This window comes from Pseudomonas sp. NEEL19 (assembly GCF_028751975.1).
In the GTDB taxonomy this organism is placed as follows: domain Bacteria; phylum Pseudomonadota; class Gammaproteobacteria; order Pseudomonadales; family Pseudomonadaceae; genus Aquipseudomonas; species Aquipseudomonas juntendi.
This window is the reverse complement of record NZ_CP081491.1, coordinates 1,685,461-1,710,649: the sequence shown is the minus strand read 5'-3', so window position 1 is coordinate 1,710,649 and position 25,189 is coordinate 1,685,461. Positions and strand designations below refer to the sequence as shown.

Annotated in this window: 25 protein-coding genes and 6 tRNA genes; 9 read left to right on the top strand and 22 right to left on the bottom strand. The window is 61.0% G+C overall.

Annotation, left to right across the window (positions count from 1 at the left end; all coding sequences use genetic code 11):
- Nucleotides 1-30 precede the first annotated feature (30 nt).
- The 9 genes from flgG to K4A76_RS07795 all read right to left on the bottom strand — a co-directional run bounded on the left by flgG (nucleotide 31) and on the right by K4A76_RS07795 (nucleotide 7,640).
- The gene (gene flgG / locus K4A76_RS07840) at nucleotides 31-816 is read right to left on the bottom strand and encodes a flagellar basal-body rod protein FlgG (protein ID WP_015271239.1); all 786 of its coding nucleotides are present in this window, start codon (nucleotides 814-816) and stop codon (nucleotides 31-33) included.
- A 47-nt stretch (nucleotides 817-863) separates the two neighbouring features.
- Nucleotides 864-1,604 (bottom strand): flagellar basal body rod protein FlgF, encoded by a 741-nt coding sequence (locus tag K4A76_RS07835; RefSeq protein ID WP_054913402.1) that lies wholly within the window; start codon nucleotides 1,602-1,604, stop codon nucleotides 864-866.
- Nucleotides 1,605-2,010: 406 nt separating this feature from the next.
- Entirely contained in the window at nucleotides 2,011-2,199 is a 189-nt protein-coding gene (locus K4A76_RS07830) for a hypothetical protein (protein WP_274411880.1), read from the bottom strand.
- A 346-nt stretch (nucleotides 2,200-2,545) separates the two neighbouring features.
- Nucleotides 2,546-3,901, bottom strand: a complete 1,356-nt coding sequence (gene flgE / locus K4A76_RS07820) for a flagellar hook protein FlgE (protein ID WP_274411878.1) — start codon at nucleotides 3,899-3,901, stop codon at nucleotides 2,546-2,548.
- A gap of 31 nt (nucleotides 3,902-3,932) precedes the next feature.
- Nucleotides 3,933-4,637: a flagellar hook assembly protein FlgD gene (gene flgD, locus K4A76_RS07815; protein ID WP_054913399.1), complete on the bottom strand. Its 705-nt coding sequence runs from the start codon at nucleotides 4,635-4,637 to the stop codon at nucleotides 3,933-3,935.
- Nucleotides 4,638-4,652: 15 nt separating this feature from the next.
- Nucleotides 4,653-5,096 carry a flagellar basal body rod protein FlgC gene (gene flgC, locus K4A76_RS07810; protein WP_025340101.1) on the bottom strand — a complete coding sequence of 148 codons (444 nt, stop codon included), beginning with the start codon at nucleotides 5,094-5,096 and terminating at the stop codon, nucleotides 4,653-4,655.
- 2 nt (nucleotides 5,097-5,098) lie between these two features.
- On the bottom strand, nucleotides 5,099-5,509 hold the full coding sequence (gene flgB, locus K4A76_RS07805) for a flagellar basal body rod protein FlgB (protein ID WP_009684247.1): 411 nt from the start codon (nucleotides 5,507-5,509) through the stop codon (nucleotides 5,099-5,101).
- Between the two features lie 324 nt (nucleotides 5,510-5,833).
- The gene (gene cheR, locus K4A76_RS07800) at nucleotides 5,834-6,661 is read right to left on the bottom strand and encodes a protein-glutamate O-methyltransferase CheR (protein WP_009684248.1); all 828 of its coding nucleotides are present in this window, start codon (nucleotides 6,659-6,661) and stop codon (nucleotides 5,834-5,836) included.
- A 49-nt stretch (nucleotides 6,662-6,710) separates the two neighbouring features.
- Entirely contained in the window at nucleotides 6,711-7,640 is a 930-nt protein-coding gene (locus tag K4A76_RS07795; RefSeq protein ID WP_009684249.1) for a chemotaxis protein CheV, read from the bottom strand.
- Between the two features lie 77 nt (nucleotides 7,641-7,717).
- On the opposite strand from K4A76_RS07795, the gene flgA reads away from it, so the two are divergent.
- The 4 genes from flgA to K4A76_RS07775 all read left to right on the top strand — a co-directional run bounded on the left by flgA (nucleotide 7,718) and on the right by K4A76_RS07775 (nucleotide 10,288).
- Nucleotides 7,718-8,470: a flagellar basal body P-ring formation chaperone FlgA gene (gene flgA, locus K4A76_RS07790; RefSeq protein WP_125855125.1), complete on the top strand. Its 753-nt coding sequence runs from the start codon at nucleotides 7,718-7,720 to the stop codon at nucleotides 8,468-8,470.
- A gap of 163 nt (nucleotides 8,471-8,633) precedes the next feature.
- Nucleotides 8,634-8,948 carry a flagellar biosynthesis anti-sigma factor FlgM gene (flgM, locus tag K4A76_RS07785; RefSeq protein WP_009684251.1) on the top strand — a complete coding sequence of 105 codons (315 nt, stop codon included), beginning with the start codon at nucleotides 8,634-8,636 and terminating at the stop codon, nucleotides 8,946-8,948.
- 49 nt (nucleotides 8,949-8,997) lie between these two features.
- A complete protein-coding gene (locus K4A76_RS07780; protein WP_274411877.1) occupies nucleotides 8,998-9,465 on the top strand; it encodes a flagella synthesis protein FlgN in 468 nt (155 codons plus the stop codon).
- A gap of 79 nt (nucleotides 9,466-9,544) precedes the next feature.
- Nucleotides 9,545-10,288 carry a flagellar brake protein gene (locus tag K4A76_RS07775; RefSeq protein ID WP_173888038.1) on the top strand — a complete coding sequence of 248 codons (744 nt, stop codon included), beginning with the start codon at nucleotides 9,545-9,547 and terminating at the stop codon, nucleotides 10,286-10,288.
- A 392-nt stretch (nucleotides 10,289-10,680) separates the two neighbouring features.
- Here the strand turns inward: K4A76_RS07775 and K4A76_RS07770 are convergent, their stop codons facing one another.
- Entirely contained in the window at nucleotides 10,681-12,021 is a 1,341-nt protein-coding gene (locus K4A76_RS07770; protein WP_054913962.1) for an MFS transporter, read from the bottom strand.
- Between the two features lie 231 nt (nucleotides 12,022-12,252).
- On the bottom strand, nucleotides 12,253-12,738 hold the full coding sequence (gene bkdR, locus K4A76_RS07765) for a Bkd operon transcriptional regulator BkdR (protein WP_003254485.1): 486 nt from the start codon (nucleotides 12,736-12,738) through the stop codon (nucleotides 12,253-12,255).
- Nucleotides 12,739-12,936: 198 nt separating this feature from the next.
- Here bkdR and K4A76_RS07760 point away from each other — a divergent pair, with 198 nt between their 5' ends.
- The 4 genes from K4A76_RS07760 to lpdA are packed head-to-tail and all read left to right on the top strand — an operon-like array spanning nucleotide 12,937 to nucleotide 17,871.
- Nucleotides 12,937-14,169 carry a 3-methyl-2-oxobutanoate dehydrogenase (2-methylpropanoyl-transferring) subunit alpha gene (locus K4A76_RS07760; protein ID WP_029887003.1) on the top strand — a complete coding sequence of 411 codons (1,233 nt, stop codon included), beginning with the start codon at nucleotides 12,937-12,939 and terminating at the stop codon, nucleotides 14,167-14,169.
- A 1-nt stretch (nucleotide 14,170) separates the two neighbouring features.
- Complete coding sequence (locus tag K4A76_RS07755) at nucleotides 14,171-15,229, top strand: alpha-ketoacid dehydrogenase subunit beta (RefSeq protein WP_274411876.1); 1,059 nt, start codon at nucleotides 14,171-14,173, stop codon at nucleotides 15,227-15,229.
- Nucleotides 15,230-16,489: a dihydrolipoamide acetyltransferase family protein gene (locus K4A76_RS07750; RefSeq protein WP_161891726.1), complete on the top strand. Its 1,260-nt coding sequence runs from the start codon at nucleotides 15,230-15,232 to the stop codon at nucleotides 16,487-16,489.
- Nucleotides 16,490-16,491: 2 nt separating this feature from the next.
- The gene (lpdA, locus tag K4A76_RS07745; RefSeq protein ID WP_274411875.1) at nucleotides 16,492-17,871 is read left to right on the top strand and encodes a dihydrolipoyl dehydrogenase; all 1,380 of its coding nucleotides are present in this window, start codon (nucleotides 16,492-16,494) and stop codon (nucleotides 17,869-17,871) included.
- Nucleotides 17,872-17,952: 81 nt separating this feature from the next.
- On the opposite strand, the gene K4A76_RS07740 is transcribed toward lpdA, so the two are convergent.
- The 3 genes from K4A76_RS07740 to phnN form a co-directional block, all read right to left on the bottom strand.
- Complete coding sequence (locus tag K4A76_RS07740) at nucleotides 17,953-18,951, bottom strand: sensor domain-containing diguanylate cyclase (RefSeq protein ID WP_274411874.1); 999 nt, start codon at nucleotides 18,949-18,951, stop codon at nucleotides 17,953-17,955.
- A gap of 216 nt (nucleotides 18,952-19,167) precedes the next feature.
- Nucleotides 19,168-19,244: transfer RNA gene (locus K4A76_RS07735), tRNA-Arg, on the bottom strand.
- 108 nt (nucleotides 19,245-19,352) lie between these two features.
- Nucleotides 19,353-19,949: a phosphonate metabolism protein/1,5-bisphosphokinase (PRPP-forming) PhnN gene (gene phnN, locus K4A76_RS07730; protein WP_274411873.1), complete on the bottom strand. Its 597-nt coding sequence runs from the start codon at nucleotides 19,947-19,949 to the stop codon at nucleotides 19,353-19,355.
- Nucleotides 19,950-20,296: 347 nt separating this feature from the next.
- On the opposite strand from phnN, the gene K4A76_RS07725 reads away from it, so the two are divergent.
- The gene (locus tag K4A76_RS07725; protein ID WP_009681471.1) at nucleotides 20,297-20,623 is read left to right on the top strand and encodes an Arc family DNA-binding protein; all 327 of its coding nucleotides are present in this window, start codon (nucleotides 20,297-20,299) and stop codon (nucleotides 20,621-20,623) included.
- Nucleotides 20,624-20,835: 212 nt separating this feature from the next.
- Here the strand turns inward: K4A76_RS07725 and mgtE are convergent, their stop codons facing one another.
- The 8 genes from mgtE to K4A76_RS07685 all read right to left on the bottom strand — a co-directional run bounded on the left by mgtE (nucleotide 20,836) and on the right by K4A76_RS07685 (nucleotide 25,080).
- Nucleotides 20,836-22,278, bottom strand: coding sequence for a magnesium transporter (gene mgtE, locus K4A76_RS07720; protein WP_009681472.1), 1,443 nt, complete (start codon nucleotides 22,276-22,278; stop codon nucleotides 20,836-20,838).
- 420 nt (nucleotides 22,279-22,698) lie between these two features.
- A tRNA-Arg gene (locus tag K4A76_RS07715) sits at nucleotides 22,699-22,775 on the bottom strand.
- Nucleotides 22,776-22,847: 72 nt separating this feature from the next.
- Nucleotides 22,848-22,924 (bottom strand) — tRNA-Arg (locus tag K4A76_RS07710).
- A gap of 72 nt (nucleotides 22,925-22,996) precedes the next feature.
- Nucleotides 22,997-23,073: transfer RNA gene (locus tag K4A76_RS07705), tRNA-Arg, on the bottom strand.
- 71 nt (nucleotides 23,074-23,144) lie between these two features.
- Nucleotides 23,145-23,221: transfer RNA gene (locus K4A76_RS07700), tRNA-Arg, on the bottom strand.
- Nucleotides 23,222-23,327: 106 nt separating this feature from the next.
- Nucleotides 23,328-23,418: transfer RNA gene (locus K4A76_RS07695), tRNA-Ser, on the bottom strand.
- Between the two features lie 72 nt (nucleotides 23,419-23,490).
- Complete coding sequence (gene csrA, locus K4A76_RS07690) at nucleotides 23,491-23,679, bottom strand: carbon storage regulator CsrA (RefSeq protein WP_003254503.1); 189 nt, start codon at nucleotides 23,677-23,679, stop codon at nucleotides 23,491-23,493.
- A 165-nt stretch (nucleotides 23,680-23,844) separates the two neighbouring features.
- Nucleotides 23,845-25,080: an aspartate kinase gene (locus K4A76_RS07685; RefSeq protein ID WP_274411872.1), complete on the bottom strand. Its 1,236-nt coding sequence runs from the start codon at nucleotides 25,078-25,080 to the stop codon at nucleotides 23,845-23,847.
- Between the last annotated feature and the right edge of the window lie 109 nt (nucleotides 25,081-25,189).

Sequence of the window (25,189 nt, the reverse complement as noted above, 5' to 3'; positions counted from 1 at the left end):
AAAAAACTACCAGGCTCAGAGCTGCCGGCCTCAGAGCTGTTGAGTAACGAACGACAGCATCTGGTCGGCGGTGGAGATGACCTTGGAGTTCATCTCGTAGGCGCGCTGAGTGGTGATCATGTTCACCAGCTCTTCTACGGTGCTGACGTTGGAGTTTTCCAGGGTCTGCTGCAGGGTGGTGCCGAAACCGTTCAGGCCCGGGGTGCCGACTTGCGGCGCGCCACTGGCCGCGGTTTCCAGGAACAGGTTGTCGCCGATTGCCTGCAGGCCGGCCGGGTTGATGAAATCGGCGGTCTGGATGTTGCCGATCACCTGCGCTGCAGGGTTGCCGGCGGTCGTGATAGACACGGTGCCGTCCTGGCCGACGGTAAAGGTCTGCGCGTCGTTAGGCACAACGATGGCGGGTTCCAGGGCAAAACCGTTGGCAGTGACGATCTGGCCGTCAGAGTTCAGGTGGAAGGTCCCGTCACGTGTATACGAAACGGTGCCGTCAGGCTGCAGCACCTGGAAGAAACCACGGCCGTTGACCGCCATGTCCAACGGGTTCTCGGTCGTTTGCAGGCTACCCGTCTGGAAGTTTTTCTGCGTACCGACAATGCGCACGCCGGTACCGACCTGCAGGCCCGAGGGCAGTTCGCTGTCCTGGGTGGACTGTGCGCCAGGCTGGCGTTTGATCTGGTAAAGCAGGTCCTGGAATTCGGCACGATCACGCTTGAAACCGGTGGTCGAGACGTTGGCCAGGTTGTTGGAGATGACCGTGAGGTTAGTGTCCTGGGCGGACAGGCCGGTTTTAGCGACCCAAAGAGCCGGAAGCATTAGTGTTCTCCTCGTGCGCCTGTTTTACGGCACCCGTTCAAAAGTGATTAGCCGATTTGCAAAACACGCGCCATGGCTTCGTCGCCTTCCTTGGCCGCATTCATCATCTTCACGTGCAGTTCAAATTGACGCGACAGCGCCAGGACCGAGGTCATCTCTTCGACGGCGTTGACGTTGCTGCCCTCGAGAAAACCAGATACCACCCGCACGTTGACGTCGGCGTCGGCTGGCTGGCCAGAGGTGGTATGGATCATGCCATCGAGGCCTTTGGTAAGACCCTTGGTGTCCGGGTTGACCAGCTTTATACGGTCGACCTCGGCCATCACTCGCGGGTCTTCACCCATGGAACGAATGCTGATGGTGCCATCGGCGCCCACCTCCACCTTCTGTTCTGGCGGGATGGCAATCGGGCCGCCGTTGCCGATCACGGGCATGCCGTTGCCGGCACGCAGCACCCCCAAAGCATCGATATTCAGGCTGCCTGTACGAACATAGGCCTCGCTACCGTCCGGCGCTTGAACAGCGATGAAACCTTTGCCGGTTACTGTCACGTCCAGATCTCGACCAGTTTCGACCATCGGCCCTTCGCTGAAGTCGGTGGCCGGACGCTCGGTCATGGCAAAGGCGCGCGCCGGAAAGCTGTCGCCAAACACCGGCATCGAACGCGCCTGCTCCAGGTCACGCTGAAAACCGTTGGTGGAAATGTTCGCCAGGTTGTTGGCGTGGGCCTTCTGCGCCAGCGCGTTCTGGCTGGCGCCGGTCATGGCCACGTAAAGCATCTTGTCCACAGTCATCCTCCGCTGCACTGGCGGGCACTTGCCGCTCGCCGTCGCTATACGGGCTAGCAAGCAAGTTCCGAACCAACTTGTGAAAAACGGCTAAAAGCCCATGAATACAGGGGGCTGAGGGAGGGCATTCGGGGACTGGACGTCGGTTATCCGGCGCTGGATTGCCGGTAGCGGCAAGGGAACGGCTGAAGCTGGCACGCACGTACAGCAGCGGGCTTGACCTAATGCCAGTCAGTTAGGAAAAACGCGAGCGTTAGGCTAAGCCCGGTCAGGTAATCGGGCGGGCCTGCTTTTCGACCCATCGCCGGCAAGTCACCCCACACAGACACACCCGCCCACACAAGTTAAAGCGGCGCTTGGTAAGGCTTCACCCTCTATACAACAGCGCAGCCGAGGATGAGCAATCCTACAGGTGATCGCGACACCGGGCATTGTTGAAAGGCCCATTGAAGCGCCGCCACCCCTCACCCGGCGACACCTGCGCACATATCAGGCGCCCATCGACCTTGCTCTCCCAACGCCAATAGGGCGCAGGACCCGCGTGTGCCTGACACAGGCAAAGCAGGGCCAGTAAAGCAGCGAACAGCTTACGCATGATACCTCCAGCAGAAACGACAAACCCCTTTATGAAAAAGGGGTTTGCCGACGCGACCAACAACTACAACTCAGCCACCGATACACATTCAGGCTGCTTAAAACGCGCGACAGCCTCCATTATCATAGGGGCCCGAATGCTTTCTCCAGCCTGAACCTGGATTAACGTTGGCGCATATGAGCCGCCCATCCATTAGGCTCTCCCAGTAATACCAAGGAGCAGGGCCAGCCTGAGCGGAAACACTCCAGCAAAGCGATGCAATCAATGCCGCCAGTAAAATTCTTTTCATTGAGAAGTTCCTTTTCCATTGAGTGAATGCTCCCTCAGCGATCCATCGCCGACGGATTCAAGCCATCTGAATGATGGTTTGCATGATGGTACTTTCAGTCGAAATCGTCTTGGCGTTCGCCTGGTAGTTGCTTTGCGCCTTGATCAGCTCGACCAACTCCTGGGTCAGGTTGACGTTCGAGCCCTCCAATGCATTGGACTCGACGCTACCCAGCGTACCGGTCTTCGGCGCATCGATACCAGGAATGCCGGAAGTGTAGGTTTCGGTCCAGCGGGTACCACCAATCTGCTGCAGGCCCTGCTCGTTGGCGAAGCTGGCCAGGGCCACCTGGCCGATGGCACGGGATTGCTGGTTACTGAAGCTGGCGAACAGCACGCCCGTCGAGTCGATGCTCAGGCTCGACAGAATACCGGTCGCGTAACCATCCTGGGACTGCGACATGCGCGCGGTCTCGGTGTTGTACGAGGTGGTGCTGTTCATCGACAGGCGCATGCCATCGGCATTACCCACCGCGCCGTTGGAAGCCCAGTTACCTGCCGAATCCTCCACCGCAGGCACCCAACCGGTCATGGTGAAGGTGTTATTGGTGACGGTGAACGACGAGCCCGCCGGGTGACCGGTGTTATCAGCCGCCATGCTCTTGACCGAGCCATCGCTGTTGAAGCTGATGGTGCCCGTCAGTGGCGTAGTCGAAGAAGGGTCGAACGGGTTGCGCCCATCGACCAGGGTGTACATGGTCCACTCATTGGTGCCGGTCTTGCGGTAGAACTGCTCCATGGTGTGCTCGTTGCCCTGGCTGTCATACACCTTGGTCGGGAACGACTTGGTATACGTCGACGCGCTGGCAGGATCGAACGGCAGGTTAGGCACCATCGCGCCACTGCCGTCATCGACCTCGAGAGGGATATCGGCGGCCGAAGAATTCAGGTTGATACCCTGATCGATCAGGGAGGTCGCCTTTGGCTGCAGCGCCGAGGTATCAATCTGCAAGTCCTTCAGTACACCCTTCTGAATGTTGCCAGCCGCATCAGCGGTATAGCCCTGCAGGCGCAAGCCGTCGGAAGTCACCACGAAGTTGTCCTTGCTGGCCTGGAAAGCACCTGCACGGGTGTAAACACGCGAGCCATTATCGGACAACACGAAGAAGCCCTGCCCTTGAATTCCCATGTCCAGCACGTTGCCTGTGGTGTTTACATCGCCCTGGGTGAACTGTTGGGAAATGGCAGCCAGGCGCACCCCGTTGCCCACTTGGTTCTTGCCGACACCCAAGCGGTTGGCACCCGCGTAGACATCCGCGAACTCGGCACGCGAAGACTTGAAGCCAGTTGTATTGACGTTGGCGATGTTGTTACCAGTGACGTCCAACTGCTTGTTCGCCGCAGACAGACCGCTAAGGCCGATATTGAAAGACATGAATTCGCTCCTTGTGCCGCGCTAACGGGCCTTAGATACCAATGGTTTGTACGTCGGAAAGAGACACCTTGCCGACACCGGCGAGGTTGAGCACCATTTCACCCGTTGCGCTGAAGCTGACGCTGGTCACCTTGGCCGGCAAGAGGGTGTTCATCTGCACCGACTGTCCATCTACTGTGGTGGTGGCAGTGAACGTGTAGGTGCCCGGGTCGACTTTCTCCCCGCTGCTGTTGGTGCCATCCCAGATGAAGTCAGCGTAACCCGCCTTCTGCTCACCCAACTCGATGGTCTTGACGGTGTTGCCGTCCTTGTCCTTGATGGTGATCTTCGCTTCGCTGATAGCCTGAGGCACAACGAACTGGGCATTGAAGCTTTCAGTGGTATCAACCACAGCTTTATCGTTCTGCACCACCACCGATCGGCCTACCAACGATGAAGCCTGCAGCGCCTGCGACGACGCCATGGCATTCGTGATACTGCTAACCGACTCATTCAGGGAGGTAATACCTTCCAAGCTGCTGAACTGCGCCAACTGAGCAACGAATTCACCGTTGTCCTGTGGGTCCAGCGGGTTCTGATGCTGCATCTGCGTTACAAGCAGCTGCAGGAAAGCATCCTTACCCAACGAATCAGTGCCGGTCTTGGAAGCGGTATCCGTGGTTTTCTTCGTACTGCTACCCACACCGGACGCCGTGAGCACATCATTGAGGTTGACGCCGGTAGTCTCGATTGCCATGGTCTGGATTCCTTATCACTGCCCGAGGGTCAGCACTTTCTGCATCATGCTCTTGGCCGTGTTCATCAGCTCGGCGTTGGTCTGGAACGCGCGGCTGGCCGAGATCATGTCAGCCATCTCCTCGACCACATTGACGTTCGGGTAGTAGACATAGCCGTCCTTGTTCGCCGCCGGGTGGTTCGGCTCGTAGCGGGCTTCAAGGTTGCTCTGGTCTTCGACGATGCCCTTTACCTGCACGCCCTGCCCGGCTTCACCCTGGTCCTCGAACAGCGACTGGCTGCCGCCAGCCTGTGCATCCTGGAAGGTCGTGGCGAACACCGGATGGCGAGCGCGGTAGGTCTGGTCGATGCTCGACGAGACTGTCTCGGCGTTGGCGATGTTGGAAGCGACGGTGTTCAGGCGCGTGTTCTGCGCGCTCATGCCGCTACCGGCAATATTGAAGACACTGGAAAGGGACATGGTCATTCTCCCCGCAGGGCGGAAACCAGCCCTTTGAATTTACTGTTGAGCAAGGTGAAGCTGGCCTGGAAGCCAATGGCGTTTTCGGTGTAGTTCGACTGCTCGATCTGCGCGTCGACGGTGTTCTGGTCGATCGAAGGCTGCAGCGGCGTGCGGTATTTGAGCGTGTCGTCAGCAGCGACAGCCAGGCCTTCGGCTTCGATGTGCCGGCTGTTGGTCCGCTCCATGGCAAAGCGGCCACTTTGCTGCTTGCTGGTTTCGGCGGCGAGTACCGAAGAGAAGTCCATGTCACGCGCCTTGTAGTTGGGCGTGTCGGCGTTGGCAATGTTGTTGGCCAACACTTCGGCGCGCTGGGCGCGGAAGCCCAGGGCCTTTTCGTGAATGCCAAGCGCCTTGTCGAAACTGATGCTCATATCGGGGAAACCTTCAGAGGTTGACCGGAGTTTTGTTGAGCAAGCTATAGCAAGGGCTGTGCCAACCCCCGTGTACCCCCGAAATTACGGGGTATGCGCGCGGCATGCTGTCAGGGTGATGCCAGAAAAGCGGCAAAGGCCTTCCGCCTTTGGCAGTGAAAGCGGCAATTGCCGGTTGGCAAAAGCGGCAAAACAAAAATTTGACGTCAGAGTTTTCCTGAGCCGGCCTCTTCGCGGGCATGCCCGCTCCCACAGGGGCCATGCAGGCCTGAAGGCGGTACAGGCAAACAAAAAGGCCGGCAACTTTCGCCGCCGGCCTTCTGCTTACTTGGCCTGGTAGATGATCCCCGGGCTGCACTGCACCATCTGGTAATGGTCCGGCAACCCGTTCAACGCCTCCGAGGCGCCGAGGAACAAGTAGCCACCCGGCTTCAGCGTGCTGTGAATACGCAGCAGGATGTCGCGCTTCACCTGCGCCGAGAAGTAGATCAACACGTTGCGGCAGAACACGATGTCGAACTTGCCCAGGCTGGCATAGCTGTCGAGCAGGTTGAAGGCACGAAACTCGACGCGGCTGCGGATCGCCGGCTTGACCGCCCAGCGCCCAGGCCCCTTGGGGTCGAAATAACGCTGCAGGCGCTCCTGGGACAAACCGCGGGCAATCGCCAGGCTGTCGTACTCACCGGTCTTGCAGTTGGTCAGCATGGTACCGGAGAGGTCGGTAGCCACGATTTGCGCACCCATCTTCAGCTGGCCGAGGTTGCTGCGCTCGAACTCGTCGATGGCCATCGAGATGGAATACGGCTCCTGGCCCGACGAGCAGGCAGCGGACCACATGCGCAGCCGCTGCCCAGGGTTGTTGCGAATGAACTCGGGAATGACCTTGTTCTTCAGCACTTCGAACGGATAGGTGTCGCGAAACCACAAGGTCTCGTTGGTGGTCATGGCATCGACCACCTGCTCGCGCAGGCCGCCGCGCGGCTGGGTCTGGATGCGCTGCACCAGCTCACCCAGGCTCTTGATGCCCTGTTGCTCCATCAGCTTGTTGAGACGGCTGGAAACCAGGTACTGCTTATTTTCCCCCAGCAGGATGCCACAGGCTTTCTCCAGGAAGACCCGGAACTGTTCGAAATCCAAATTACCCGTAGACACTACTGCCGCCTCTTTTCAATCACTGGTGCCAGGGCTAGCCCCGGCTGCTTCAATGCGCTGCCTTGATCCGGTCGACCACCCGCTGGGCCAGGTCGTCCGGCTTGAACTTGGCCAGGAAGTCATCAGCGCCGACCTTCTTGACCATCGCCTGGTTGAACACCCCGGAAAGCGAAGTATGCAGGCAGATGTGCAGTTTTTGCATGCGCGGGTCACTGCGAATTTCCGCGGTAAGCGTATAGCCGTCCATTTCCGGCATTTCAATGTCGGAGATCATCATCAGAAACTCCTCTTCCGGCTTCTTGCCCTCCTCCACCAGCTGGCGCAGGTAGTTCAAGGCCTGGCGGCCGTCATTGAGCGCCACCACTTCCACCCCGACGGTCTGCAGGCAGCGGCTGACCTGCTTGCGTGCCACCGACGAATCGTCAACGGTCAGCACCCGCAGCAGCACGGCCTTGTCCTGCACCTCGGCATCGACCACCCCGGCCGATACCGATTCGGAAGAAGGTGCCACCTCGGCCAGCACTTTCTCCACGTCGATGATCTCGACCATGCGGTTATCCACCCGGGTGACGGCGGTCAGGTAGTGGTCCCGGCCGGTGCCCTTGGGTGGTGGGTGGATCTCTTCCCAGTTCATGTTGACGATGCGTTCGACCGAATGCACCAGAAAGCCCTGGGTCTTGGTGTTGTACTCGGTGATGATCACGAAACTCTTGCGCGTGTCTTCCTGCAGCGGTCGCAGCCCGGTCGCCATCGACAAGTCGAGGATCGGGATGGTCGCCCCACGAATGTTGGCCACCCCGCGCACCACCGGGTGCGCCTTGGGCAGCAGGGTCAGCGCAGGGCATTGCAGCACTTCCCTGACCTTGAATACGTTGATGCCGTAAAGCTGTTCGCCATTGAGGCGGAACAGCAGCAACTCCAGGCGATTCTGCCCCACCAGCTGCGTGCGCTGGTTGACCGAATCCATCACACCCGCCATGCCAGACTCCTTAACATTTCAGCCTTACGTTGCAACTCGAACAGTGAGTCGGCACGGGCTTTGCTTTTTTGAGCGTCATGTACACGAAAACGACATTTTTCCGACGATTGACGCGCCTGCTGACTGGCTCGCTGGCCACGCTGTGCCTGCTGATGCCCGGCGTTCGCACGGTAGCGGACGCGTTCACCTTGCCTGAACAGCTTATCGGTGTCACCCAAGGGTTTCTTGAATTTACCGTCGAAGATTATCTGGCCAGTACCCAGACCGCCGGCCGCTATGAAATCGAGGTCAGCTCGCTGGACCCGCGCCTGCGCATGCCGTTGTGCAGCCAGCAACTGGACGCCTCGCTGGAAAGCCCCGCGCAGCCACTGGGCCGGGTGACCGTACGGGTGCGCTGCAACGGCGCCGCGCCGTGGACGGTATTCGTTCCCGCCACGGTGCGGCTGTTCCGCGACGTGGTGGTGGTAACCCGCCCGCTCAAGCGTGACAACGTCGTTGGTGAAGGCGACGTAGCCCTGCGCGAACGGGATGTCGGCACCCTGGGCCAAGGCTTTCTTAGCGAGCTGGACCAAGCCGTGGGCATGAAGATGCTGCGCCCCACGGTGATCGACCAGGTGCTCACCCCGCAGCACCTGGAGCAGGCCGAGGTGGTGCGCAAGGGTGATCAGGTGGTCATCGTGGCGCGCACCGGCAGCCTGAGCGTGCGCATGCCAGGCGAAGCCCTGAGCAAGGGCGGCCTCAGCGAGCAGATAAGGGTACGCAACCTCAATTCGAAACGGGTGGTCAAGGCCAGGGTCACCGGCCCAGGCCAGGTCGAGGTCAGCATGTAGACCAATCGCCAGAAGGCGCTGGCGGTGCGGAACCGCATTTCCTAAACTGTGTCAGAAAACGGGTGGCGAGCTTGCTGACAGGCGGCAACGCATTTGTGCCTAAAGTTTCTATCGGGTTGGCCGAAAACAAGGCAAGCGTCCAAATACCCAGAGGTTTCTGATCATGGTCATCGACTTCAGTCGTTTGAATAACTCTCCGTCCGTCACGGGCGGCGTGCGCGGTAACAGCGCCACCGGCAGCGCCGAAAAACCGGCAGCCAGCCAGGAAGCGGTGAAAGACACCGGCGCCAGCGGAGAAGCGGTACACCTCAGCCAAGAGGCCCAGCAGTTGCAGAAGATCAGCGACAAGCTGCGCGACGAACCGGTGGTCAACAGCGCCCGTGTGGCCCAGTTGAAACAGGCTATCGCCGACGGCAGCTACCAGGTCGATGCCGGCCGGGTCGCCAGCAAACTGCTTGATTTCGAAGCCCAGCGCTGACCGAGCGGCGCGCTGACTTCACGGACGCTAGAAAAGCCAAGAGTTAGCCATGCACGACACCACATTGCTGCAACTGATCGAAGATGACATTGCCCCGCTGCAGGAGCTGCTTGAGCTCCTGCAGAATGAAGCCGTTGCTTTGCATGGTCGCGACATGTCGCCACTGGAGAGCATCTTGGCGCGCAAGCAGTCTTTGATCGTGCTGCTCGAGCAGCAAGGGATCCGTCGCGGCAACCTGCTCACCAGCCTAGGCCTTAGCGCCGATCGCGCAGGGGTCGAGGCCGTTGCCGCTCAATCGCCAAATGGTGCATTGCTACTGCAGCAACTCGACGTCATTAGCCAGCTGATGCAAGCCTGCCAGCAAGTCAATGAGACCAATGGCCGTATCATCCAGGTGCAGCAACACGTCACCAATAACCAGATCCGCATCCTTCAAGGCGGTGATTCACCGTCGCTGTACAATAGCCGTGGCGGCACATCGCTGCTGAGCAAGCCACGCGCCCTCAGCCAAGTCTGATTTTTCTATCAAGGCACGGAACATACTGGCAAAATGCCGTTACTTGCGTGAGTCGCTTTTGCCTGGAGAACGATAAGCCGTGTTCAATGAATCCGATGCCCCGCAACCGCCAAAGGTGCTGAGCACCCCTTTGGAGATTGCGGCCAACTTGCGGCAACTGCAAGAAAGCCACGACCCACTGATCATCACCTTCCATGACCGCAGCCACCGCTTCCAGAGCTACGTGACGCACGTGGACCGTGAAAGCAACACCCTGGCGCTGGATGAAATGATCCCCCGTGACGGCGAGAAGTTCATCGAGAGCGGTGAACACTTCCGTGTCGAAGGCTTCCACGACGGCGTGCGTATTGCCTGGGAATGCAACCACGCACTGAAGATCAGCGAAGTCAACGGCCACCGCTGCTACAGCGGCCCCTTGCCACTCGAGATGACCTACCACCAGCGCCGCAACGCCTTCCGCGCCGCGCTAAAGCTGTCGCAACTGGTCGACGTGATCCTTGACGGTACCCACCTCAAAGGCAACGGTGCCCTGCGCGGCAAGCTGCTGGACATCTCCGCCACCGGCTGCAAACTGCGCTTCGAGGGCGATGTCGAAAGCCGCCTGCAACTGGGCCAGGTGTATGAGCGCTTCAAGGCGGGTAACCCGCTGGGCCTGGTCGACACCATGGTCGAGCTGCGCCACCTGCATTATGAAGAGCGCATCAACACCACCTTTGCCGGCGTACGCTTCCACAACCTCAGCGGCCCGGCACAGCGCAAGGTCGAGAGTTTTGTGTACCAGCTGCAGCGTGAGGCGCGGCGGTTCGACAAAGACGACTATTGACCGTCGGCTGGTTGAAGCAGAAACGCCACCTTTCGAGGTGGCGTTTTCGTTTGTGTTTCTCCTGTGCTGGCCCCTTCGCGGGCTTGCCCGCTCCCACAGGGTTCACCGCCAGCCTCGAGGGCTGTGCAGTACCTGTAGGAGCGGGCGAGCCCGCGAAGAGGCCAGCACAGGCTTACACTGACTTGCTCGCGTCTTCAGCCTCGGGCGCCTGTTGGTCGGACAACCAGCCCAGCGTCAGCGTAACGCCACCGTTCGAGGTGGCGTTTTCGTTTGTGTTTCTCCTGTGCTGGCCCCTTCGCGGGCTCGCCCGCTCCCACAGGGTTCACCGCCAGCCTCGAGGGCTGTGCAGTACCTGTAGGAGCGGGCGAGCCCGCGAAGAGGCCAGCACAGGCTTACACTGACTTGCTCGCGTCTTCAGTCTCGGGCGCCTGTTGCTCAGCCCCCTTCTCTTCCGCCTCGGTATCCTCTGCCGCCACCGGCGCCTGCATTACATCCTGCACGGTCTGCTCATCCACGCGCGGGTCCAGGGCCGCCGACAATGGCGAACCGGCCGCCGGCATCGCCACGTGACCAAGCGGTGCGTCCTGCACCTGGTGCAAGCCGGTAACCGCCTTCGGCCGGATGCGCCACACCAGCACCAGCGCAAAGAACACGAAGAAGGCATACAGCATCTGCGCGCCTAGCACCTTCATCAGCACGCCAGCCGCCAATGGCCCGATACAGGCGCCAACGCCGTAAGTCACCAGCAGCATCGCGGTCAACGACACCCGCCGCTCACTTTCCACGTGGTCGTTGGAAAACGCCACCGCCAGCGGATACAGGCAGAACTGCAACAGCGAAATCACGAAGCCGATGCCGAACAGCAACTCCAGCGGCACGCTGGGCAGTACCGCCAACGGCGCTGCCGCCAGCGCCAGGCCCACCGCCACGCTGCGGATCAGTACCGCCCGGTCGTAACGGTCGGACAACCAACCCAGCGGCCACTGCACCAGCAGGCCGGCAAAGATGCAGCTACCCATGAACAGACCGATCTGCTCCGTGCTCATGCCCTGGCTGGAGGCATACAACGGCGCCAGGCCGTAGAACGAACCCACGATCAGCCCCGAGCCGAGCACGGTGCTGAGCGACTGCGGCACGCGCTTGATGAAGAACTTCGGCTCCATCGGGGCCGGGCGCAAGGGTGCCGGGTGAATACGCCGGGTCATGGCCACCGGCACCAGGCACAGGGCAAAGCACATAGCCACCAGCATCAGCAGTTCCGGGCCAAGCGCCGGGTGCACCACCAAAATCAGCTGGCCGAGCACCAGGCCCAGGTACGAGGCAATCATGTATCCGCTGAACACCGCGCCGCGGTGCTTCACATCCGCCTGCTCGTTGAGCCAACTCTCGATGACCATGTACTGGCACATCATGCCCAGGCCAACAATCATGCGCAGGCCGACCCACGCCGGCAGCCAGTTGGTCAGGCCATGGCCGAGCACCGCCGCGCCAACGATGCCGGCGCAGGTGGCATAAGCGCGTATGTGCCCGACCCGACCGATCAGCCGGTGGCCGACCTTGCCGCCCACTGCCAGGCCAAAGTAGTTGGCCGCCATCAAGGCACCTACCCACAAGCTGTCGACGTGGTCGGCAGCCAGGCGCAGGGCGAGGTAGGTACTGAGCAGACCCGAGCCGATCAACATCATCAGCGCGGCGAAATACAACGACTGAAACGGCTTCCATACATTTCGCATAGGTACCGAGGAGCTCCCTGGTCAGGTGGCGGGCTGCTAGCAGCATAAGGGCAAAACCCGCTCGGCGCAGGCCCCCTTTGAGCGATTTGCCGCCATGGCGGCGTGTCCGGTGCAGGTGGTGTCGCGATCAGGCTGGTACTGCCAGCACGCGCTGCTTGGCACGGCTGCTGGCGACCTAGCCTTCGATGAATTCGCAGTTCAACAGTTCCCACGCCAACGGCGCTGCATGGCTCACTCGCGCAAGGTCATGCCATTGGCTGGCAGCGGCAGGGCGGTTTTATAGCGCACCTGCTTCAGGGCAAAACTCGAGCGAATATTGGCCACACCCGGCAACCGGGTCAGGTAATCGAGAAACCGCTCCAGCGCCTGGATGCTGGGCAGCAGTACCCGCAGCAGGTAGTCCGGGTCACCGGTCATCAGGTAGCACTCCATCACCTCGGGCCGCTCGGCTATTTCTTCCTCGAAGCGATGCAGCGACTGCTCCACCTGTTTCTCCAGGCTGACATGAATGAACACGTTCACGTCCAGCCCCAGCACTTCGGGGGACAACAACGTCACCTGCTGCCGGATCACGCCAAGCTCTTCCATGGCCCGCACCCGATTGAAACAGGGCGTGGGCGACAGGTTCACCGAGCGTGCCAGCTCGGCGTTGGTGATGCGGGCATTCTCCTGCAGGCTGTTGAGAATGCCGATATCGGTACGATCGAGTTTGCGCATGAGACAAAATCACCGGTTTTTTTTGGTTATGCGGAATGTTTATCTGCCGCGCACGGCAAAGGCAATCAACTTGAGAGAAAAATTCTCCTGCCGGGCCACTAAGATGTAGGTGACGCTGACCTGCCAGTCACAAGCCGGCACTCAGCGGCGGCCGCTTCAAAGCTCACAAAAACAAATACCCGAGCGAGCGTAAAAAGCATGAACGAGTACGCCCCCCTGCGTTTGCATGTGCCCGAGCCCACCGGCCGGCCAGGCTGCCAGACCGATTTTTCCTACCTGCGCCTGAACGACGCAGGTCAAGCCCGCAAGCCCCCTGTGGATGTCGATGCTGCCGACACCGCCGACCTTTCCTACAGCTTGGTCCGCGTCCTTGACGAGCAAGGCAACGCTCAAGGCCCGTGGGCAGCAGACATCGACCCGCAGGTCCTGCGCCAGGGCATGCGCGCCATGCTCAAGACCCGGGTGTTCGACAGCCGCATGGTGGTTGCCCAGCGCCAGAAGAAGATGTCTTTCTACATGCAGAGCCTGGGCGAGGAAGCCATTGGCAGCGGCCAGGCACTGGCATTGAACCGCACCGACATGTGCTTCCCCACCTACCGCCAGCAAAGCATCCTGATGGCCCGCGACGTGTCACTGGTGGACATGATCTGCCAGTTGCTGTCCAACGAGCGCGATCCGCTCAAGGGCCGTCAGCTGCCGATCATGTACTCGGTACGCGAGGCCGGCTTCTTCACCATCAGCGGCAACCTGGCCACCCAGTTCGTGCAAGCCGTCGGCTGGGCGATGGCCTCGGCGATCAAGGGCGATACTAAGATCGCCTCGGCATGGATCGGCGACGGCGCCACCGCCGAGTCGGACTTCCACACTGCCCTGACCTTCGCTCACGTGTACCGGGCGCCGGTCATTCTCAACGTGGTCAACAACCAGTGGGCCATCTCGACCTTCCAGGCCATTGCCGGTGGCGAATCGACCACCTTCGCCGGCCGTGGCGTAGGCTGCGGCATCGCCTCGCTGAGGGTCGATGGCAACGACTTCGTCGCGGTGTATGCCGCCTCGCGCTGGGCCGCCGAACGCGCGCGCCGTGGCATGGGCCCCAGCCTGATCGAGTGGGTCACCTACCGCGCCGGCCCGCACTCGACCTCTGACGACCCGTCCAAGTACCGCCCCGCCGATGACTGGAGCCACTTCCCGCTGGGTGACCCGATCGCCCGGCTTAAGCAGCACCTGATCAAGATCGGCCACTGGTCCGAAGAAGAACATCAGGCCACCACCGCCGAATTCGAAGCGGCGGTGATCGCCGCGCAGAAAGAGGCCGAGCAATACGGCACCCTGGCCAACGGTCACATCCCGAGCGCTGCCTCGATGTTCGAGGACGTGTACAAGGAAATGCCCGACCACCTGCGCCGCCAACGCCAGGAACTGGGGGTTTGAGATGAACGACCACAACAACAGCATCAACCCGGAAACCGCCATGGCCACCACCACCATGACCATGATCCAGGCCCTGCGCTCGGCCATGGATGTCATGCTTGACCGCGACGACAATGTAGTGGTGTACGGCCAGGACGTCGGCTACTTTGGCGGCGTGTTCCGCTGCACCGAGGGCCTGCAGGCCAAGTACGGCAAGTCGCGCGTATTCGACGCGCCGATCTCCGAGAGTGGTATCGTCGGCACCGCGGTTGGCATGGGCGCCTACGGTTTGCGCCCGGTGGTGGAAATCCAGTTTGCCGACTACTTCTACCCTGCCTCCGACCAGATCGTTTCCGAAATGGCCCGCCTGCGTTACCGCTCGGCCGGTGAATTCATCGCCCCGCTGACCCTGCGCATGCCCTGCGGCGGCGGCATTTACGGTGGCCAGACCCACAGCCAGAGCCCGGAAGCCATGTTCACCCAGGTGTGCGGCCTGCGTACGGTCATGCCATCGAACCCGTACGACGCCAAGGGCCTGCTGATCGCCTCGATCGAATGCGACGACCCGGTGATTTTCCTGGAGCCCAAGCGCCTGTACAACGGCCCGTTCGACGGCCACCACGACCGCCCCGTGACACCCTGGTCGAAACACCCGCACAGTGCCGTGCCCGACGGCTACTACAGCGTACCGCTGGACAAGGCCGCCATTGCCCGGCCAGGCAATGACGTGACCGTGTTGACGTACGGCACCACCGTGTACGTCGCCCAGGTGGCAGCCGAAGAGAGCGGCGTCGATGCCGAAGTGATCGACCTGCGCAGCCTCTGGCCGCTGGACCTCGAGGCCATTGTCGCGTCGGTAAAAAAAACCGGCCGCTGCGTGGTAGTGCACGAGGCCACCCGCACCTGTGGCTTTGGTGCCGAACTGGTGTCGCTGGTGCAGGAGCACTGCTTCCACCACCTGGAGGCGCCAATCGAGCGCGTCACCGGCTGGGACACCCCCTACCCTCATGCACAGGAATGGGCTTACTTCCCTGGGCCTTCGCGGGTAGGTGCGGCATTGAAAAAGGTCATGGAGGTCTGAATGGGCACGCACGTCATCAAGATGCCGGACATTGGCGAAGGCATTGCGCAGGTCGAGTTGGTGGAATGGTTCGTCAAGGTCGGCGACACCATCGCCGAAGACCAGGTGGTGGCCGATGTCATGACCGACAAGGCAACTGTGGAAATCCCTTCGCCGGTCAGTGGCAAAGTATTGGCCTTGGGCGGCCAACCCGGGGAAGTGATGGCGGTCGGCAGCGAGCTGATCCGCATCGAGGTGGAAGGCAGCGGTAACCATGTGGATGTGCCGCAGGCCAAACAGGTGGAAACTGCAGCTGCGCCGGCAGCGCCGCAGGAACCCGTGAAACCGGTCGCCTGCCAGGCACCGGCCAACCATGAAACCGCGCCCATCGTGCCGCGTCAGCCGGGCGACAAGCCGCTGGCTTCGCCCGCCGTGCGCAAGCGCGCCCTGGATGCGGGTATCGAACTGCGCTACGTGCATGGCAGCGGCCCGGCCGGGCGCATTCTGCACGAAGACCTCGACGCCTTCATGAGCAAGCCGCAAAGCAGCACTGGGCAGGCGCCGAATGGCTATGCCAAGCGCAGCGACAGCCAGCAGGTGCCGGTGATCGGCCTGCGCCGCAAGATTGCCCAGCGCATGCAGGACGCCAAGCGCCGGGTCGCGCACTTCAGCTACGTGGAAGAAATCGACGTCACGGCCCTCGAAGCCCTGCGCCAGCAGCTCAACAGCAAGCACGGCGACAGCCGCGGCAAACTCACCCTGCTGCCGTTCCTGGTGCGTGCGCTGGTGGTGGCGCTGCGTGATTTCCCGCAGATCAACGCGACCTACGACGACGAAGCGCAGGTCATCACCCGCCATGGTGCGGTGCATGTCGGCATCGCCACGCAAGGGGACAACGGGCTGATGGTGCCGGTGCTGCGCCACGCCGAAGCAGGCAGCCTGTGGGCCAACGCCAGCGAGATCACGCGCCTGGCCCATGCCGCGCGCAACAACAAGGCCAACCGCGAAGAACTGTCCGGTTCGACCATCACCCTGACCAGCCTCGGAGCGCTGGGCGGTATCGTCAGCACGCCCGTGGTGAACACGCCGGAGGTGGCGATCGTCGGCGTCAACCGCATGGTCGAGCGGCCGGTGGTGATCGACGGCCAGATCGTCGTGCGCAAGATGATGAACCTGTCCAGCTCGTTCGACCACCGGGTGGTCGATGGCATGGACGCCGCCCTGTTCATCCAGGCCGTGCGTGGCCTGCTCGAACAACCTGCCTGTCTGTTCGTGGAGTGATCATGCAACAAACCCTACAAACCACCTTGCTGATCATCGGCGGCGGCCCTGGCGGTTATGTCGCGGCCATCCGCGCCGGGCAACTGGGCATACCCACGGTGCTGGTCGAGGGCCAGGCGCTGGGCGGCACTTGCCTGAACATCGGCTGCATCCCGTCCAAGGCACTGATCCACGTGGCCGAGCAGTTCCACCAGGCAACCCGCTACACCGAAGCCTCACGGCTGGGCATCAGCGTGGCTTCGCCGCGCCTGGACATCGGCCAGAGCGTGGCCTGGAAGGACGGGATCGTCGACCGCCTGACAACCGGGGTCGCCGCCTTGCTGAAAAAACACGGAGTCAAGGTTGTGCATGGCTGGGCCAAGCTGCTCGACGGCAAGCAGGTCGAGGTCGATGGCCAACGTATCCGGTGCGAACACCTGCTACTGGCCACCGGCTCCAGCAGCGTTGAACTGCCGATGCTGCCGCTGGGTGGCGCGGTCATTTCCTCCACCGAAGCGCTGGCACCCAAAGCCCTGCCCCAACACCTGGTGGTGGTGGGCGGTGGTTACATCGGCCTGGAGCTGGGTATCGCCTATCGCAAACTGGGCGCGCGGGTCAGCGTAGTGGAAGCGCGCGAGCGCATTCTGCCGACTTACGACACTGAACTGACGGCACCGGTGGCGGAGTCGCTGAAAAAGCTGGGCATCGCCTTGCACCTGGGCCATACCGTCGAGGGTTACCGAGATGGCTGCCTGCTGGCCAATGATGGCCAGGGTGGGCAGTTGCGCCTGGAGGCTGACCAGGTACTGGTGGCGGTCGGCCGCCGACCACGCACCCGCGGCTTCAACCTGGAATGCCTGGACCTGAAGATGAACGGCGCCGGCATCGCCATCGACGAGCGCTGCCAGACCAGCATGCACAATGTCTGGGCCATCGGTGACGTGGCTGGCGAGCCGATGCTGGCGCACCGGGCCATGGCCCAGGGCGAGATGGTGGCCGAGATCATCGCCGGCAAAACCCGCCGTTTCGAGCCGGCAGCCATTGCCGCCGTCTGCTTCACCGACCCGGAAGTGGTGGTGGTCGGCAAAACCCCGGAGCAGGCCAGCCAGCAGGGCCTGGACTGCATCGTCGCGCAGTTCCCGTTTGCTGCCAATGGCCGGGCCATGAGCCTGGAGTCGAAAAGCGGTTTCGTGCGCGTGGTGGCGCGCCGTGACAACCATCTGATCGTGGGTTGGCAGGCGGTTGGCGTGGCCGTTTCCGAGCTGTCCACGGCGTTTGCCCAGTCGCTGGAGATGGGCGCATGCCTGGAGGATGTGGCCGGCACCATCCATGCCCACCCGACGCTGGGTGAGGCGGTACAGGAAGCGGCACTGCGCGCCTTGGGGCACGCCCTGCATATCTGACACTGAAGCGGCCAAGGCCGATTTGGCCCGCGGCGCCGTGAGGCGCCGCGGGTCTTTTTTTACTCACGGGGCCGGCACAGGCTACTCGGCTATGACGTTCTTGCCATTACCCTTGGCCCGGTACAGCGCCTGGTCCGCCCGCGCCAGCAGCTCGACCTGGTCTTCCCCGCCGCGCCGCTGTACCACGCCGTAGCACATGGTCAACCGGCAGTCGCCTACCGGCTCCAGCTGCTGTACGGCCTGGCGCAGGCGCGTTGCCACGTCCAACGCCTCGCTCAGGGCGGTCTGCGGCAGCACGATGATGAACTCGTCACCCCCCCAACGCGCCAACAGGTCAAAATCACGCAGGCAGCTGCGCAGGTTTTCCGCCACCTGCACCAATGCCCTGTCCCCCTGCGCGTGGCCATAGCGGTCGTTGATCGGCTTGAAATCATCCATGTCCATGGCAATCAGCGACAACGGCTGGCGAAAGCGCTGAGCGCGCTGACACTCCAGTTCCAGCTCCTTTTCCAGCCGGTAGCGACTGGCGACGCGGGTCAGGGCATCGCGTTCGGCCAGCTCGCGGTTTTCATCCAGCTGGCGCTGCAACTGCTGGTTGACCCAGGACAGTTCGCGGGTGCGTTCGGCAACCAGGCTCTCCAGCGATTGGTTCTTCTGTTGCAGCTGCGCAACCAGGCGCTTGCCAGCGTCAATGTTGCGGTGCGCACCGAGCATGCGTGCCACCGAGCCATCGGCGTTGCGGTCGATGATATAGCCAGTGTCCTCGATCCACAGGTAACTGCCATCCTGGCAGCGGCAACGGTACTCGATAAGGTAACGCTCGGTGCGCTGCTCGATGTAGGCCTCGAAATGCGCCATCACCCGGGGGTAGTCTTCGGGATGGATCACACTTTCCCAGGTGAATACCGAGTTGGCCTTGGAATGGTTGGCATAGCCCAGCATGGCGTACCAACCGGGGTTGCGATAAACGTAGCCGGTGTTGGCGTTCCAATCCCAGATGCCATCGCTGACCAACTCGAACAAGGTGTGCAACTGCTGCTCACTGAAGCCGGCGGGCGCCGGCCTGGTTTCCTGATTCATGCGCTCTCCCTGATGCCCAGCAACTGCGTGCCCATCAAGGGGCTGCCGACATTATGTGTTTGCCGCAGGCGGCAAGATCATGTCTGTCAGTGGCAAGCATAAGCCTGGCGCTGGGAGACCGGAAGAGATCCAACGGCGTCTATTTTTACCGGCCATGACGGCATGATCGGCGGCAAGCCTCAGGGCTTTGGAGATGTAGGCAAACAGAGGGGGAAATGGCGTCCCAGGCAGGAATTGAACCTGCAACCTTCCCCTTAGGAGGGGGATGCTCTATCCAATTGAGCTACTGAGACGCAAACACCGGCAGCGAGCGCTGCACAGCGGGACGGCGAGCATGTTAACCAGCATGCCAGCGTTTGTCATGCCTGTACCGGGCTTTTTCGCGTAATCCTTTTCTGGCACTACGTCGCCCCGGGCAGCACGCCCGTTTCGCGCAGCAGTGTGAACAGGCCGGCGACGGCTGTTTCCAGGCGCTTGGAATTGTCCAGCACATGCACGGTGGGGTCGCTGGTGTGCTGTAAACGTGCATTACGGGCAAGGCGCTGCTCGACTTGCGCCGCCGTTTCCCGCCCGCGGGCCAACAAGCGCTCGCGCAGCACTTCGGGGCTGACTTCGACCAGCACCGCCAACAGGTCCGGGTAACGCGCACGGGCTTCGGCCAAATAGGCGCGCGAGCCATTGACCAGCACCGGCCTGCCCGCTTGCAGCCAGTGGTCCACCTGCACCGCAATCCCATAGTCCAGGCCATTGGCCTGCCAATGCATGGCGAACGCGCCCTGCGCGAGCAGGGCCGCAAATTGCTGCGGGGTTACGCCATGGGCCGCTTCGCCCCGCGCTTCTGCCGAGCGGGTAATGACCCTGCGGGCGATTTCCACGCCGGCGGCAGCCAGTTGCTCACGGGAAGCTTCCAGGATGGAATCCTTCCCGGACCCTGACGGGCCCATCAAAAATATCAGCCGCCCTGCCCCTGATCGGCGGTCACTTGCGTCATGTTGCATAGCCACTATGCTCTATGGAGGGAACCCGGCGCATTCTAGGGGTTTTCCTGGTCTTTTGCTGTTTTTTACCAGTTTTTGACGGCAAAAGGCTGACGGTCAGGCGAGCCGGAGCATGTAAAACTTTTCAAACCAGTACTCATTTCTGATAATTGGTACTGGCACAAAGCCTTTACCCGGCTCACTATTTGTCACAGAATTGACGCCAAGGAAACGGCGACCTTGAGGCAAGATGAGCATCCAATTTTCACTGACGGTTGAACATTTTGTCGCCACGACGGTCGTATTTTCACCCCCCGTGCGGCCAATTTGAGAACCGCTTCCCCTGAACCAAAATCCGGTCAATTTATATGCGCCCAATGAAACAGGCTATTTATTCGAGCCGCACCGCTGACAAGTTCGTCGTCCGCCTGCCAGACGGAATGCGTGAGCGCATTGCCGAGGTAGCGCGCAACCATCACCGCAGCATGAACTCCGAAATCATCGCACGCCTGGAGCAGAGCCTTATCCAGGAAGGCGCGTTGGGTGACGAGCTGAGCATGCGCCTGGACAGCCCGGAGCTGTCCCTGCATGAACGCGAGTTGCTGCAACGTTTCCGTCAGCTCTCCCACCGCCAGCAAAACGCCTTGGTTGCGCTGATCGCGCACGATGCAGAGATGGCAGCCGACGCTTCCTGAAGGTTGCCAGCGGATACAAAAAAGCCAGCGTCAGCTGGCTTTTTTGTGGGTCACTACAGGGAATTCGCCCCCGGTAGGAGCGGCCTTGTGTCGCGAAAGGGCCGCAGCGCGGCCCCGGCAATGTCGGCTGTAACGCCAGAACCCGGGGCCGCTGCGCGCCCCATCGCGACACAAGGCCGCTCCTACCGGGATCGCGTAAGGCAAGAAAGGGGTTACAGCAAGAATAGCGTCGCCAGCCCCAGGAAGATGAAGAACCCGCCACTGTCGGTAACAGCCGTGATCATCACACTCGCGCCCATCGCCGGGTCCCGCCCCAGTCGCGCCAGGGTCATCGGGATAAGCACGCCCATCAGCGCGGCCAGCAACAGGTTGAGGGTCATCGCTGCGGTCATCACCACCCCCAATGACCAGCTGCCATACAGCCAGAAAGCCACCGCACCGATCACCCCGCCCCACACCAGGCCGTTGATCAGCGATACCGCCAGCTCTTTACGCATCAAACGGCTGGTATTGCCCGGCGACACCTGATCCAGCGCCATGGCACGGACGATCATGGTGATGGTCTGGTTACCGGAGTTGCCACCAATACCGGCAACGATCGGCATCAACGCGGCCAAGGCCACCAGTTTTTCAATCGAACCCTCGAACACGCCGATCACCCGCGAAGCCAGAAACGCGGTGATCAGGTTGATCGCCAGCCAGGCCCAGCGGTTGCGGAACGAACGCCAGACCGAGGCGAAGATGTCCTCTTCTTCGCGCAGACCGGCCATGTTGAGGACTTCGCTCTCGCTTTCCTCACGAATCAGGTCGACCATTTCGTCGATGGTCAAACGGCCGATCAGGCGCTCGCTCTTGTCGACCACCGGCGCCGATACCAGGTCGTAACGCTCAAAGGCCTGCGCGGCATCGTAGGCATCTTCCTCGGGCTGGAAAGACACGGGGTCGGTCGCCATGACCTCCGCGACTTTCTTCTCCGGGTCGTTGACCAACAGGCGCTTGATCGGCAACACCCCTTTGAGGATGCCGTCGTAATCGACCACGAACAGTTTGTCGGTATGGTTGGGCAGTTCCTTGAGGCGGCGCAGGTAGCGCAGCACCACTTCCAGGCTGACATCTTCGCGGATGGTGACCATCTCGAAGTCCATCAGCGCACCGACCTGCTCCTCGTCGTAGCTCAGCGCGGAACGCACCCGCTCGCGTTGCTGGGCATCCAGCGTTTCCATCAGCTCGTGGACAACGTCACGCGGCAACTCAGGCGCCAGGTCAGCCAGTTCGTCGGCGTCCATTTCCTTGGCCGCCGCCAGCAGCTCGTGGTCGTCCATGTCGGCAATCAGCGACTGACGTACGGAGTCGGAGACTTCGAGCAGGATGTCGCCGTCGCGATCCGAGCGCACCAGCTGCCAGACCGTCAGGCGGTCTTCCAGGGGCAAGGCTTCGAGGATGTAGGCGACGTCGGCGGGGTGAAGGTCATCGAGCTTGCGCTGCAACTCGACGAGGTTCTGGCGGTGGACCAGGTTCTCGACCAGGTCGTTGTGCGCACCTTCCTGGCGGTGGGTCAGGTCTTCGACCACACGCTGGCGCTGCAGCAACTCGATCACCTGGGCCAGGCGATCCTGCAGGCTGTCCTGTGCTTTTTTTACTTCTACTTCGGTCATAGGCGAACTCCACTCCCAGCAGCGGAGCACGCCGGGAGAATCAATCGGTCAGATCTTTCGGTATGAATCGTGTTAGCGAGTAACTACTGGGTAAGTCCATGGTGGTTTTCCACAAGCCCCGGCGGGGCTGACGGGCGCAATCATACACTGCTAAAGCTGTCAGATCGCTTAAATTTTTGGCTAGAACAATCGTTTGCGCGATAAAGCTGGGACAACGCACGAAGCCAACAGTGCGACGGTTGTCATGGGTACGAAAGCACATTGAATTTCGCATATGTCGCGGCAGTGCGGCCTTGGGGCTGCGAAGCGCCACGGCCACGGCACAACCTTTACAGGAAAGCTTAGATGGCCATGGTCGACAATTCTGTGACACGCAGAAACAAAAAGCCCGCTCTGTTGAGCGGGCTTTTTGATGGGGTATGGCGGACTCAGCAGGATTCGAACCTGCGACCGCTCGGTTCGTAGCCGAGTACTCTATCCAGCTGAGCTATGAGTCCGTGATGGTAGTTTTAGACCAGATTACCACTGGTTGACTGAAGTAGCCTTGCAAGCAAAACCACTTCAAAAAGTGGCGGACTCAGCAGGATTCGAACCTGCGACCGCTCGGTTCGTAGCCGAGTACTCTATCCAGCTGAGCTATGAGTCCGCGATTGGCAGTTTTAGACCAGATACCGCTGGTTGACTGAAGCAGCCTTGCAAGCAAAACCACTTCAAAAAGTGGCGGACTCAGCAGGATTCGAACCTGCGACCGCTCGGTTCGTAGCCGAGTACTCTATCCAGCTGAGCTATGAGTCCGCGATTGGCAGTTTTAGACCAGATACCGCTGGTTGATTGAAGCAGCCTTGAAAACAAAGCCACTTCAAAAGTGGCGGACTCAGCAGGATTCGAACCTGCGACCGCTCGGTTCGTAGCCGAGTACTCTATCCAGCTGAGCTATGAGTCCGTGTCTTGCCGCGCATTATAGGTCGCTGAAACATTTTTGCAAGAACGTTTTCGTTTAAAATCAACTACTTAGCGTTCCTACCCGTTACAGCACCCTACGCAAATAATGGCGGTGAAGGGGGGATTCGAACCCCCGATACCCTTATGAGGTATACTCCCTTAGCAGGGGAGCGCCTTCGGCCACTCGGCCACCTCACCGCAACACGAGGCGAATATTAAAGAACCTCTTTCACCTTTGCAACCCTTTTTTTGAAAAAAACTTCAAAAAAATTAAAGGCTTGGCTCTTCATCCTTCTCTTTCTTGATCCGCAGGTAGATTTCCTCGCGGTGAACAGCCACTTCCTTCGGCGCGCTAACGCCTATACGTACCTGGTTGCCCTTCACGCCGAGCACCGTCACGGTAATCTCGCCGTCTCCAATGATCAGGCTCTCGGCGCACCGACGAGTCAGAATCAACATAGCTTTCTCCTTACGCAAAACATTCAGGGGTAACAGTCTTGGGGTCAGGGCCGGCCGCGGACGACGACCAGCCCGGTCGCACGCTGCACAGGGCAGGACAGGGCCTGCGCAGCGAGCAGAAACACGAAGGGCGCGGCTGGTGCCGCGCCCTTGCAGTGCAGCGCCTTACTCGCTCTGTCGGGCTGGGGCGTCAAGCTCGAACGCGGTGTGCAGCGCGCGTACGGCCAGCTCCAGGTATTTTTCTTCGATCACGACCGAAACCTTGATCTCGGAGGTGGAGATCATCTGGATGTTGATGCTCTCCTTGGCCAGCGCCTCGAACATGCGGCTGGCAACCCCGGCGTGCGAGCGCATGCCGACGCCAACGATGGAGACCTTGGCGATCTTGGTGTCGCCGATCACTTCGCGGGCACCGATTTCGCGGGCGGTGTTTTCCAGCACGCTCTGCGCCTTCTCGTACTCGTTGCGGTGCACGGTGAAGGTGAAGTCGGTGGTGTTATCGTGGGCAACGTTCTGCACGATCATGTCCACTTCGATGTTCGAAGCACTGATCGGGCCGAGGATCTTGAAGGCCACGCCCGGGGTGTCCGGCACGCCGCGAATGGTCAGCTTGGCTTCATCACGGTTGAAGGCGATACCGGAAATGATCGGCTGTTCCATGGATTCCTCTTCATCAATGGTAATGAGGGTACCCGGACCCTCCTTGAAGCTGTGCAGCACGCGCAGCGGAACGTTGTACTTGCCGGCGAACTCCACCGAACGGATCTGCAGCACCTTGGAACCGAGGCTGGCCATTTCCAGCATCTCTTCGAAGGTGATCTTCTCCAGGCGACGGGCCTGCGGCACTACGCGCGGGTCGGTGGTGTAGACGCCATCCACATCGGTGTAGATCTGGCACTCGTCAGCTTTCAGCGCCGCCGCCAGGGCCACGCCGGTGGTGTCGGAGCCGCCGCGACCGAGGGTGGTGATGCTGCCGTGCTCGTCGACCCCCTGGAAGCCCGCAACCACGACCACGCGGCCTTCCTTGAGGTCGGCACGAATCTTGTGGTCGTCGATTTGCAGGATGCGCGCCTTGTTGTGCGCGCTGTCAGTGAGAATGCGCACCTGGTTGCCGGTGTAGGACACCGCTGGCACACCACGCTTGATCAAAGCCATGGTCAGCAAGGCAATGGTCACCTGCTCACCGGTCGACACGATCACGTCCAGTTCACGCGGAACCGGCTGATCGGTGATCTGCTTGGCCAGGTCGATCAGGCGATTGGTCTCACCGCTCATGGCCGACAGCACGACGACCAGGTCGTCGCCCGCTTCACGGTGTTTCTTGACCTTATCGGCTACCTGCTCGATCCGCTCGATGGAACCGACAGAGGTGCCGCCAAATTTCTGTACGATCAACGCCATTTCAATGGTGCCTCAGCCCATACAGGGCCCCAAAAAACAATCCAACATGAAGGGGTGGCGGAAGTGGCCGGTGACGCTGCTGCCTGCCACCGGGTGCGGCACCCGGGGG